Below are 12,176 nucleotides of genomic sequence, written 5' to 3' on the forward strand. Positions count from 1 at the left end.
ATAAACATATGGTGTCCTCTCTCCTGTCATCCCAGTGCGTGACACACAACTGTACGAACATTGTGATTTGAGGACACTCCACCAAGAAAGCTGGATCCCAGTGCCCAGACACTGGGATCCAGCTTTCCATGCAACTTCATCAAAAGCGTTTATTCAGCATAAGATCAGCCACTTTTTATGCTCACCAAATCAGTTTGCTTACTTACAAGCAAAATTTCCTGGATTCCAGTGTCAAGCACTGGAATGACACCCTATGGTCACCGGAATAACGCTTTATGGCTACTTATACCAATTCTCATTATTAGTGAATCAAATAAGCGATATTGTAGAGTTATTTAATTGTGGAGTGAGAAAGAAAGGCAATAGTATGGCTTTTTTTCCATTGTTATCTATCCGTTTATTGTGCAGTGGGAATTGGTATTAGATGATGAGAAAAGAACACACTGCCCTTATTCTACTGGCCGTATAGCTACTTTCAAATTTAATCAATTAAGCAGGAGGCCCCTATGCAAACCACACTAAAAAATCATTTAGCTGGAGAATTACTTACCACTGCTACGTGCTGGAAATTAAAGCTCGCAGGTGGAGAAGTAATGGGATTCACTGACTATGATAAAGATTTAAATATTGATAATATACTCTATAAATCTTCAAGTGGATTTACAGCCAGTAGTATAATATTAAACAGCGATTTAAAAACTGATAATCTAGAAATTGAAGGGATATTAAATAGTGCTGATATTAAAGAAGAAGATGTTTTATCAGGAAAGTACGACTTTGCAAATATTGAAATATTTCTTGTGAATTATAAAGACTTGACCCAGGGAACAATGAATCTACATTCAGGAATTTTTGGTAAAGTGACATTAAGTAGTGGAAGATTTATTGTTGAAATTAGAGGGCTTTCAGCAAAGCTTGAGAGAAGCATAGCAGAATTATACTCTCCTGCATGCAGAGCACAATTTTGCGATGATAAATGTAAAGCCGATACTAAAAAATTTAGTAAAATAAGTACAATCACTAAAGTAATAGACGAAAGAAGATTTGAAGACACGAATTTAACTGAGAGTGATGAATATTATAAGCACGGAGTAGTAAAATTCTTTGGCTCAATAGCGTTTGAAGGTGTAGTAAAAGAATATAAAAATAAAGTAGTTACGTTGTTTACTTCGCCTCCATACCAAATTTTTGCTGGAGATAAATATTCAATACTCGCAGGTTGCGATAAAACATTTCCAACTTGCAGAAGCAAGTTTAACAATACTGTGAATTTTCGTGGTGAACCCTATATACCAGGTTTTTATATTGTTTAGCAGTACAATTTTCAATATTATGAATAAGCATGGAAAGGTGGCTGAGTGGTCTAAAGCACACGCTTGGAAAGCGTGCACATATGAAAATATGTCGGGGGTTCGAATCCCCCCTTTTCCGTATGTTACTTCTAGAATAGTATAAAACCCCCGGTCGCGCACACAACTGTACGAACATTGTAATATGGTACAATGTTACAACTATGCGGTGGTAATTTACGATAAATTCATGTAGCCATTTCAAATTTAGCCATACCAATGTCAGTAAATTGATTAAGCAAATAACACTTGAGTAGCAGTTCCTTCCCACGATTAATTTCAGATTTGTTCCGAAAATTAAACCCGAATGTTTGTTTCAGTCGCGAGAAAAAACTTTCTACATAAGATCTTTTTCCGTAGTTTGTTTGCCTTTTCCACCTCTTCATTCCATCTTCGCTGTATGACTTTATTAGTCTAATTGCAGCATTTCTCTCTGCCATACTTTGGATGCTCTGCTGCATTGTTTTTTTGGAGGAATTTTTGTCTTTATGCCGCATTCATCACACAATTTATAGAGTTTATGTCTGTCATATGCTCTGTCTGCATATAGTGCTTTTATGGCATGCTGAAAATTAACTCCTTTAAGTAAATCGCAAGCTCCATAGTGATCAGACCGTTACTGTATTTTGCAGCTATGGCTTTTTTGCTGTTTATATTCAACATTACATGCAATTTTCTTGTCTGTTCATAGCCACGATATTTTCTATCAGCGCTATTTTCCTTGCTGTGTGTTGTTATAAATGCTGATGCTTGTGCTATCTATGGCAATTTCGATATCTTCCATATTATTTTTATCAATTCTGCAATCATTGATCTTAATATTAAGTTTTTTTTGAAGCTTGCGAATAGCTGATAACTGCCAAATCTCTTCCTATTTGTTGCAAATATCCTTTTATAAACCCGACTGTTTGTCTTAAGCCAATTCTAAAAAGATTAACGATTATATGCACTAAAATCACAACTTTATCACTATAAATATAGTTGCCGCCCTGCATTTTTGGACTATTTTCATACCAATTTTCGATAGCTTTATCGATGTAACGAAAAATATTTCCTCTTTTTTCTAGAAATTTGTTATATTCATGGCAGTTACTAACTCTCATTTTTTGTGGCATATTTTTTCTTCAACAGTTAAATAGCTATTTATAATGAATTTTGTCAGTAGCCACCAGATTTTTTCAGTTGCTATGCAACAAAGCTATCCCAGTGTCAAGCACTGGGATGACAGGAAAAGAGGCTATTTGGATGACATCTTTCTTCTTGTTATAAATTATTTTATATCTCAATGTTCATACAGCTATGCACGTTGCTGCATAGTGGATGAGGTGTACTACCTCTAAGAATATACATTATCTCACATAATAATATAATATTTCGTTCATAAATCAACGTTTTTAACATGCAGCAAGAACATTTCCGTTGTAATTAAGGTTCTTAAGATGTATATTAATGAATCTTGTTTTCAATAAATAATGAAAGTAATAATTGTCATGATAATGTTATTGTGTAGCAGTTACACAATGGCAAGCGAGAGAATAAGTCTAGTGGATAAAAAACTATCTCAAGGATATGTAGCTCCAGTGCTTATAGAAAATAGCGTTATTTTATCAGACAAGCACGGCGCTTTATATTCCTTTGATATTGATAACTCAAAGGCTATGAATTGGAAATTACACCTCTCACATAGGAAAAAAATTGGTAACATGAGCCTATCACATTATGAAAAAAATGTTTTCTTTATAGTGGATAACACTTTACACGCAATAGGCGCAAAAACTGGCAAGATTGAGTGGGAAAAAGAATTGAGAGCTCCAGTAAGAGGAAAAGCAGCAGTAATAAATAATAAATTGGTAGTATTGACTATTGATAATTATCTGTACGTGTTTGATATAAAAGATGGCAGCTCCGCTTGGGCTTATCAAAACGGTATCAATGAGGTTCGAGGTTTGTATTCCATATCGCCAACAATTTCTAACGATAAAATAATAGCACCATTTTCAAATGGTGAGTTAATAGCTTTTAATGAAGATGGTAAAAAATTGTGGAGCCAAAAATTGGCTACAAACCTTTTGGATACACAGCTCACAGATGTAACTACTACACCGAGAGTGCTTGGCGATACTTTAATAGCTACAAATAATTCTTATATTTATGGTATTGACGTAAAATCAGGAAATATTTTATGGTCAAAGTCACTGCAAGTAAAAAGTGTATCAGACATTGAGTCATATTATAGTCCTCTTATTCCTGCAGAGAAACAAAAAGAAGGCGGCAGAATTTTTATAGTTACTAAAGACGATAAAATAATTGGCCTGGATATAAAAAATGGAGAAACAGTCTGGGCATCTGATTTAATAGAAAATACGCAATTGTTTGCTCCAATTATGCATGCCCATACACTGTGGGTGACAAGCAATAAAGGTTCAATGTTTGCTTTTCCGGGATCTGAAAGTGCAGGAAAGGTAGTCAAAGTACCTGGTAATGTGTTTCACACTCCAGTGTTTACTCGCAATAAGATATATGTAACAACTGAGGGAAAAGGTGTTTATTCTTTAGAAAATAGGTTTGTTTTTTATGACTGATTATGATTTAATTGTTATAGGTGGTGGCCCAGGAGGCTATAAGTGTGCTATCGCTGCTGCAAAACTTGGATTGAAAGTTGCCTGCATAGATAAAAATAGCATTTTTGGTGGTACGTGCCTGCGGGTTGGGTGCATACCCTCCAAAGCATTGCTCCATTCTTCCTATCAGTATGCTCACACGAAAAATGATCTGTCGAAGCTTGGCATAAAAATTAAGGACGCAAGTTTCGATTTAAAAGAAATGCTAGGCTATAAGGACGCCAGAGTTCAGGAACTTGGAAAAGGTATAGAATATCTGTTTAACCTTCACAAAATCACTAAAATCAATGGGCTTGCTTCTTTTGACCAAGGTAATCTTGAAGTTTCAGTTGAAGGTAAGGTGCTGAAGACAAAAAATATAGTAATTGCAACCGGTTCTGACGTTATTTCTTTGCCAGGAATTAATATCGATGAGAAAGACATTATTTCTTCCACCGGTGCACTATCTTTAACTGAAGTACCAAAAAAACTTGTCGTAATCGGAGCTGGGGCAATAGGGCTTGAAATGTCTTCTGTATGGAGGAGGCTAGGGTCTGAAGTCACTGTAGTAGAATTTTTTGATAGAATCGCTGCAGCAATGGATGGAGAATTAAGTAAGTCTCTACTTTCTAGTCTACAAAAACAAGGAATAAAATTTTTACTTAGCACTAAAGTTGAGGAGATAAAACAAAGTAGTAATTCTTTGAGTGTGAAAGTTTGCTCTGTAAAAGATAATCAAACAAACACTATAGAGGCGGATAAGGTATTGGTGGCAGCAGGACGCAAACCATGCACTGAGAATCTTGGTATTGATGAAAAAGTAGAAAAAGATAATCGCGGTTTCGTTCAAGTTAACAACAGATATGAAACTAATGTGAAAGGAATATTTGCTATTGGTGATGTGATTGGTGGAGCAATGCTTGCTCATAAAGCAGAGGAAGAAGGAGTGGCAGTTGCAGAGATAATAGCAGGACAGTCACCTCACGTTGATTATGGAATCATACCATCTGTCATTTACACTCACCCTGCGGTTTCTTCGATTGGTAAAACCGAAGAGGAACTCAAAAATGCTGGCCGTAAGTACAAAGTTGGTAAATGTCAATTTGCTGCAAACGGCAGAGCAAAAATCACTGATGATGCTGAAGGATTCGTGAAAGTGCTGACTTGTAGCAGAGCAGATACAATACTAGGTGTGCATATCATAGGAGCATACGCTGATACGCTAATCAACGAAGCAGCGGTTGCAATGGCATATGGTGCAGCAGCAGAGGATATATACAGAATTTGTCACTCTCATCCTGATATAAATGAAGCCTTTCGAGATGCGTGCATCGATGCTTTCTTTAAAAAATAATTGTGGACCTCGGTTCAATCATTGAAAAATGGTATGAGTGGCTGAGGTGCAACAGATCTTATTCACCAAACACTTTAGAGTCATACATGAGGGACTTGAAGGATCTTATAAGTTTCCTAAATACTCACATTGGTGGAGAAGTAAATGTCGGCACTTTGGAAAAATTGAGCGTACCTGAGTTAAGAAGTTGGCTTACCTCTCGTTACGCAAGAGGTGTAAACGCAAGATCCAACACTCGAGCACTCTCAGTAATCAGAAATTTCTTCAAGTACATAAAAAATAACCACAATATAGACAATGAAGCTGTATTTTCCTTATCAAGGCCAATTCAGAGAAGAACTCTGCCCAAAGCATTATCAATACCTAATATAAAAACTTTATTGAAAGAAATGAAACTATCCGATCTGGGCGAATCTTGGGTGGTAAAAAGAGAAATTGCGATTATCGTCCTGCTATATAGTACAGGCTTAAGAATCAGTGAAGCGTTGAACCTTAGGGTTAGTGATATTAACAATGAAAGTTTAATAGTAACAGGTAAGGGAGATAAACAAAGGCAGGTATTCATTCTTCCGGTAGTAAAAAAATGTATACAGGAATATGTAAAAGCCTGTCCTTATCTTGGCATTAATGATGAAGCACAATATCTTTTTTTGGGAGTAAGAGGAAAAAAATTGGGAAGAACTTATGTGGCCAATCGTTTGCAAAAAATAAGGAGAATGTTAAATTTACCAGAAATTTTATCTCCACATGCATTTCGCCATAGTTTTGCTACTCATTTGCTTCAGGAAGATATTGACATAAGATCAATACAACAACTGCTTGGTCACTCAAGCCTGGAAACTACTCAAATTTACACTCACCTCAATTATCAAGATGTTTTTAACATGTACAAAAATTTTCAGCAGGGCCTGGAGAAGAAATCAAAACTTTAACTTCGTTCTAAACCACCAAGCTGAGTGCTTTCAACATCACTAAGTATTGTGTTTGCTTTATATAAATTACAACATCCTAATAAAAAAAAAGCCAGTGCAACTGCTGTAAAGAAAGCACTTATTATCCCTGGATAATCTTCTATTACTAAACATGCAACAACAGTATATACTCCAAGCAATATAAAACATGCAGAAGCGTAGTTGCTTAGTTTTCTACCAGAAGAAATTGCTTGCGAGGATTTTTCGTTTTTATTACTACGGAGCAGTCTATTTTCTGATAAAAGCCTATCTCTTTCTTCCCTTACTTGTTTCAAATCTCTTTTTAATCGTGAAATTTCGACAGTGTCGCTTGCTCTTCCACACACAATTCTATTAAGTCGAGTTACTTCACTATTTAGATCATTGATTTTTGTTTTTTGAGCCGATTTTTCCTGCCTTAAATCTTCTTCTAACTGTGAAATTTTGTCAATGCCTCTCGTTCTTTCGCGTACGACCCTATCCAGCTCTCGTTCTTTTTCTATGAGTTGAGCTTTCGTTCTTTCAAGTTCACCTTTAAGTTCTTGTATAACTTGCTCAGAACCTACCGGTATATCATTCGTACTTGCCAAAGGTTGTAATGTATTTGCAGGAAATTTTTCATTTAGATAATTTACAATAGACTCGATTGGATTATTAACATTTCTCCATGCAGCAATAATAATTGCATAATTCATGAAGTCATTATCTTCTACTAATTTTTTTACATCATCTAAATCTTTTTTATTAATAGTACCGGTTAATCGCTCTGTAATAGCTTGTTCAATTGTTTGCTTTAATTGTGCATACTGCTCGTAACTAAAATCTAGGTCTTTATGTTTTAAAAGTTTTGTCAATACTTCTTTTTCATCTTCTGTTATCGTTCGTAAACATAATCGAATAATTAAGCTAAGTGGTGTTTTTATTCTTCCATCTTGGGTTCTTCTCCAGCAATTAGGATGAAGCTCTTGATTCAATAGTGTTTTCGCTTGGCAAATATTTCCGCTAGAAAGAGCAGCTAATAATTCTTTTCCTTTCTGTGCTTTTTGTATTTCTATTATCAAATGCCCAGCACGATTTTGTCTAGCACATTCCTCAGGATTTTGATGGTTTTTATTGGTTAGATAAGTGTTTATGTTTGGATGACTTAGTAAGAGTTGTAAAGTTTTCTTTTGTTGAAAGCACATTGCTAGATGCAAAACTGTATTGTTATTATTTTGTTCAGAAATATTAACATCTATGCTCCGGTGCAGTAGGAGCAACCTAATCATATTCTGATATTCTTTTTCTGTTTCAGAGCCTGCAGACAAATTAGTAACTATGGACATCAAAGGTGTCATGCCTTCTTTATCAAACGCATTAACATCCGCACCCTCTGCCAGAGCTTCTTTAAAATCTTCTAGGTTTCCATCATCAATAGCCTTAAATAACAGCAATGTAACCATTTCCTTTAGCACAGGTTGCTGCCTATCATAGACACGGGCCCTAGCAATAATCATTAAAGGTGTCATGCCCTTCTCATCACGTGCATAAACATCCGCACCTTCTTTTATAGCTTGTTTAAAATTTTCTAGGTTTTTATCACCAATAGCTTTAAATAACTGTTTTGTAGTGAGCAATTTAGTCATTTCCTTTAACGTAGTTTTTTGCTTATCACTGCTAACAGCACAGGCACTCTTATTAGATAAAACATTCACTAACTTATCCTTTATAGACTCCAAAGGTCTCATGTTCTTCTCATCACGTGCATAAACATCCGCACCTTCTTCTATAGCCTGTCTAAAATCTTCTAGATTTTCATCATCAATAGCTTTAAATAACTTTTGTGTCGGTGCATCTAGAGTTCTCTGATATCTGTAACCATTAGTATTTGTCCTATTCTCTCCATAAAGCATATTAAACCCATCTAATAATTTACTAACATAATTATGTAAAAAAAAAGGAAAATTGCAAGCAATTTATCTATAGCTAACCCAAGAAAGGTGTCATACCGCCGCGGTATCTCAGCATAGATTCCGCTAACAAGTAGCGGAATGACGAATTTTTGTTTTTAAAATTATCGGTAAACTTAAGTCACTTTAGCTATAAAATCCTAGAATTAACTACGACTCCAAAAACTTTTCTGCATCAAGCGCAGCCATGCATCCTGTTCCTGCTGCAACTACTGCTTGACGATATACCTTATCTTGAACATCACCTGCAGCAAACACTCCTGCCCTACTAGTTAAAGTTGTTCCAGGTTTTGTAATGATGTAACCCTGCTCATCCATTTCAACAAAGCCTTTAAAAATACCCGTATTTGGTGCATGCCCAATTGCAATGAACACTCCATCGACTTTCAATTCTTGAGCTTCCGTTGATTTCACTATAATACCAGTAACTTTCTTCGGATTTTCTTCTCCAAGAATCTGCTCTACGGTATGGTTCCACATTACTTTTATTTTATCATTTTTAAAGAGTCTATCTTGCATTACTTTTTCCGCTCTTAATTTATCACGCCTGTGTATTAATATCACTTCTTTGGCAAATCGAGTTAAAAATATTGCTTCTTCAACAGCAGTGTTTCCACCACCAATCACAGCTACAACTTTATTCCTAAAAAATGCACCATCGCAAGTCGCACAAGCTGAAACCCCATAACCCTGAAATTTCTTTTCACTTTCTAAACCAAGCCACTTCGCTTGCGCACCGGATGCAATTATAATTGCATCTGAATAGTAGTCATTAGTATTACCAGAAGATCTAAATCTATACTCATTAAAATCCTCAAGTTGTTCAACGCTTTTTATCTCATCATCTATTATTTTTGCTCCAACCTTTTCTGCATGCAACCTCATTTGCTCCATTAGTTCTGGACCCTGTATTGAAACAAAACCAGGATAGTTTTCAACATCTGTAGTAATTGTAAGCTGACCACCAGGCTGCATTCCCGTTACTACAATTGGCTCTAAGTTTGCACGTGCTGCATATATAGCGGCAGCATAACCCGCTGCCCCAGATCCAATAATAAGAACTTTTGTACTAAATTTATAATTCTTCACTGTATGAGTTTAGATAATCAGCTACTCCTTCATCGCTTGCCTGCATTGCTGGCTTACCTTTCTTCCACCCTGCTGGACATACTTCACCATGCTCCTCATTATGTTTAATTGCATCAACGATTCTAACGAATTCATCGATATTACGCCCTAAAGGCAAATCATTTATCGATTGATGACGTACAATAAATTTATCATCAATAACGAAAGTTGCTCTCAGCGCAATTGAGTCATCATATAAGACCCCATAGTCTCTTGATATAGACTTTTTGATATCAGACACTAAAGTGTAGCTAATCTCTCCAATACCACCATCATTAACTGGAGTGTTTCGCCATTTATAATGTGAAAATTTTGAATCTACACTTATTCCTATCACTTCAACACCACGCTTTGCAAACTCATTTATTCTATTATTGAGCGATATCAATTCAGTTGGGCAAACAAAAGTAAAATCAAGTGGATAGAAAAAAAGGACAGCATACTTATTTTTTATGCGCTTACTCAGACAGAAATCATCAACAATTTCTCCGCCGGAGAGAACAGCTGGAGCAGTAAAATCGATAGCAGATTTTGTTACAAGATTCATAATTAACCTATTCTTTTAAAATAACTTCAATTTTACATCTTGATAAACTTATATGCAAGTTTTCTTTGGTTTTAGTCCTATAAAAACTTCCTAAAATAGCTCTTCTTTTTTACCGATAAGATACAATCCAGGTTGGAATACTGAGTTGGTGAGTATAAAATTCTACGTCATGCCACCGCGAACCGTCATACCGCCACGGTATCTCAGCCGCTCACAAGTAGCGGGATGACGAGCTTATCGTCATGCCACCGCGAACCGTCATACCGCCACGAACCGTCATACCGCCACGAACCGTCATACCGCGATTCATTCGCGGTATCTCTAGATCCCGCTAACAAGTAGCGGGATGACGGTTGTCGTTTAGCTATAAATGTTAAAAAATTTGCCAAACGAAAAAAAAGGCAAAAGAAGCCCCGTGGTTGGCTAATTACTTACATTATACTTTCAAGTATGGCGTTTTTTTATTCTAAACGTTTAATAACCGCGATTCAGTTGCTTTTAAGCCGCAACTAATCTAAATTATAAACATTAAGAAATTTACTAAACAGAAAAAAAGGCAAAAGAAACCCTAGGGTAGCTAGTTATTCACTATCCATTTTTTAAGTTGGCGTTTTTTTATGTTTTAAATGCTTTATAAGCGCATTTTAGCTTATATTAGGTAAAAACCTAGAAGTTTTATAAAGACATAAGGTGCACATAGTGCAAAAAATTAAACATGAGACGCCAGATACGTGAGTTTTTTTGTCATTTAATCTGTACAGAGAAGATAAATAAATAGCTTCAGTTTCATGATAAGGGGGCTGGCGGAGTTTGTCAAGTAAGTTTTTCGTTTCTATAGCTACTTGAATAACGGCTACAATGTTTGTACAGCTATGTACATAGTGCTGGAACCCAAAAAAAGAACCAAGTAGCCTTGGCTACTTGGATGACAAAAGGTAATACAAGAAGTCTATTGGCTCTCGTATACCTTAGTGAAACTTAACAAGTTTATCTATAGTTTTAGTGATGATTCTTGGAGTATCCGGAGAAACTGCTGAGCTCAGCCTATTTAACCGCTCTATAGCGAACTCGCTATTCTCATTTGCTATGAAATCACATAAAATATTTTCTATATCCTTAGTAACACTTTCATGCTTTCTCAGAGGATGATTATGTGGATACCTACTGATGGTTTTGACACTGGAATACTCAACAAAAGCTTGATCCTTAAAAGCAAGTTGTCTCAATTTCTCTTTGAATTTTCCTTCTTCCTCTTTTGCTAAAAGGCGAGACTTTATCAGTGATTTTATAATCAAATTTATAGCTTGATGTATTTCAGAATGCACTATAACTTTAATGGTATTTTCTTCTACTATACAATCATAAATATTTTTTTCGCTCTGTAACGACTCTATTAATTTCTTGCTACTTTGTGAATTCAATTCCAAATTCTCCTCACTCATAGGAGTTATTATGAAGGTGTTCTTACTCACTCTGATGTTAAATTGTGGAGAGCCTTCAGAAAAGGAAAATGCTACATCCTTAAATTCAAGTGCATGATTGTATGCAGCAAAAAGGGTGTGTGCTATAACACTGCTGGGCACCTTCATTCCATGTTTACTCAGGTGGTTCAATACATTTTCAACCTCATGATATGTAAAGTCTGTATCTTTTAGCAATTCAACAACTTCTATGCCGTTGTGTTGTTTATACTCTATTCTCACTTCTTCTGTAAAAAGTGTTTTAGCTGCTATATGTTTATCAAGCACTGTGAAAATCTTGATGAAATTCTCTAAATCTTGTTTGTTAACTAATTCGATACTAATTAAGTTTCTGCTAATAATTGAAATATTTTTTGTCATTTTTTCCCACTAAAAAAACTCACTGAATGAATTGTATTTTTAATTCATTAAGAATTGTTTAAAGTGAGCATACTAGTTTTCATTTACGTATTACACGACAAAACAAGATAAAAAGTTACATAAAATCATCATGTGGTATAACACACTCTCCACATTCATCATTGCTGTTTGTGTAGGTTGTGACATCAGTGTGATTGTCATTATTATTTAGCATATCATCCAACTTTCCTTCTTTTTCAAGATCCATCAATTTGTCACACCCCCCAATGTGCTTATCGTTGATAAAAATCTGTGGAACTGTTCTAACGTTATACTTTGATTTTATGTCGTTAAATAGATCTGAGTTTTTGAGCACATCAATTTCTTCATACTTCACACCTTTTTTATCTAGTAAATCCTTTGCCCTTATGCAGTATGGACAGCCCTTCTTTACATATATCACAACATTTTTCACAATT

At 35.5% G+C, this 12,176-nt stretch carries 13 protein-coding genes and 1 tRNA gene; 6 read left to right on the forward strand and 8 right to left on the reverse strand.

Annotated elements, in window-relative coordinates; genetic code table 11:
- Positions 1-34 precede the first annotated feature (34 nt).
- The 3 genes from ABWU72_RS07910 (at position 35) to ABWU72_RS07920 (ending at position 1,431) form a co-directional block, all read left to right on the forward strand.
- Positions 35-247 carry a hypothetical protein gene (locus tag ABWU72_RS07910; protein ID WP_353284039.1) on the forward strand — a complete coding sequence of 71 codons (213 nt, stop codon included), beginning with the start codon at positions 35-37 and terminating at the stop codon, positions 245-247.
- Between the two features lie 259 nt (positions 248-506).
- The gene (locus tag ABWU72_RS07915) at positions 507-1,313 is read left to right on the forward strand and encodes a DUF2163 domain-containing protein (protein ID WP_353284040.1); all 807 of its coding nucleotides are present in this window, start codon (positions 507-509) and stop codon (positions 1,311-1,313) included.
- 31 nt (positions 1,314-1,344) lie between these two features.
- A tRNA-Ser gene (locus ABWU72_RS07920) sits at positions 1,345-1,431 on the forward strand.
- A gap of 106 nt (positions 1,432-1,537) precedes the next feature.
- On the opposite strand, the gene ABWU72_RS07925 is transcribed toward ABWU72_RS07920, so the two are convergent.
- The 3 genes from ABWU72_RS07925 to ABWU72_RS07935 form a co-directional block, all read right to left on the reverse strand.
- A complete protein-coding gene (locus ABWU72_RS07925; protein WP_227738602.1) occupies positions 1,538-1,810 on the reverse strand; it encodes a hypothetical protein in 273 nt (90 codons plus the stop codon).
- Complete coding sequence (locus ABWU72_RS07930) at positions 1,759-1,908, reverse strand: hypothetical protein (protein ID WP_285520262.1); 150 nt, start codon at positions 1,906-1,908, stop codon at positions 1,759-1,761. Before ABWU72_RS07930 ends, ABWU72_RS07925 begins: the two co-directional genes overlap by 52 nt.
- 262 nt (positions 1,909-2,170) lie before the next feature.
- Entirely contained in the window at positions 2,171-2,464 is a 294-nt protein-coding gene (locus tag ABWU72_RS07935) for a transposase (RefSeq protein ID WP_080717625.1), read from the reverse strand.
- 357 nt (positions 2,465-2,821) lie between these two features.
- On the opposite strand from ABWU72_RS07935, the gene ABWU72_RS07940 reads away from it, so the two are divergent.
- The 3 genes from ABWU72_RS07940 to ABWU72_RS07950 are packed head-to-tail and all read left to right on the forward strand — an operon-like array spanning position 2,822 to position 6,235.
- Positions 2,822-3,931, forward strand: coding sequence for a PQQ-binding-like beta-propeller repeat protein (locus tag ABWU72_RS07940; protein WP_155969055.1), 1,110 nt, complete (start codon positions 2,822-2,824; stop codon positions 3,929-3,931).
- A complete protein-coding gene (gene lpdA / locus ABWU72_RS07945; protein WP_353284041.1) occupies positions 3,924-5,303 on the forward strand; it encodes a dihydrolipoyl dehydrogenase in 1,380 nt (459 codons plus the stop codon). The genes ABWU72_RS07940 and lpdA overlap by 8 nt, the downstream gene beginning before the upstream one ends.
- Before the next feature lie 2 nt (positions 5,304-5,305).
- Positions 5,306-6,235, forward strand: a complete 930-nt coding sequence (locus ABWU72_RS07950; RefSeq protein ID WP_155969059.1) for a tyrosine recombinase XerC — start codon at positions 5,306-5,308, stop codon at positions 6,233-6,235.
- Here the strand turns inward: ABWU72_RS07950 and ABWU72_RS07955 are convergent.
- From ABWU72_RS07955 to grxC, 5 genes are all read right to left on the reverse strand, one after another.
- Positions 6,232-8,145 carry an ankyrin repeat domain-containing protein gene (locus ABWU72_RS07955; protein WP_265024446.1) on the reverse strand — a complete coding sequence of 638 codons (1,914 nt, stop codon included), beginning with the start codon at positions 8,143-8,145 and terminating at the stop codon, positions 6,232-6,234. The genes ABWU72_RS07950 and ABWU72_RS07955 overlap by 4 nt on opposite strands.
- 207 nt (positions 8,146-8,352) lie before the next feature.
- Positions 8,353-9,291, reverse strand: a complete 939-nt coding sequence (gene trxB, locus ABWU72_RS07960) for a thioredoxin-disulfide reductase (protein WP_155969061.1) — start codon at positions 9,289-9,291, stop codon at positions 8,353-8,355.
- Positions 9,278-9,877 (reverse strand): peroxiredoxin, encoded by a 600-nt coding sequence (locus tag ABWU72_RS07965; RefSeq protein WP_155969063.1) that lies wholly within the window; start codon positions 9,875-9,877, stop codon positions 9,278-9,280. Before ABWU72_RS07965 ends, trxB begins: the two co-directional genes overlap by 14 nt.
- A gap of 968 nt (positions 9,878-10,845) precedes the next feature.
- Entirely contained in the window at positions 10,846-11,718 is an 873-nt protein-coding gene (locus ABWU72_RS07970; RefSeq protein ID WP_353284042.1) for a hypothetical protein, read from the reverse strand.
- A 115-nt stretch (positions 11,719-11,833) separates the two neighbouring features.
- Positions 11,834-12,172 (reverse strand): glutaredoxin 3, encoded by a 339-nt coding sequence (grxC, locus tag ABWU72_RS07975; protein WP_007550037.1) that lies wholly within the window; start codon positions 12,170-12,172, stop codon positions 11,834-11,836.
- Positions 12,173-12,176 lie beyond the last annotated feature (4 nt).

The sequence above is a fragment of the Wolbachia endosymbiont (group A) of Lypha dubia genome (assembly GCF_964028575.1).
In the GTDB taxonomy this organism is placed as follows: Bacteria; Pseudomonadota; Alphaproteobacteria; order Rickettsiales; family Anaplasmataceae; genus Wolbachia; species Wolbachia pipientis.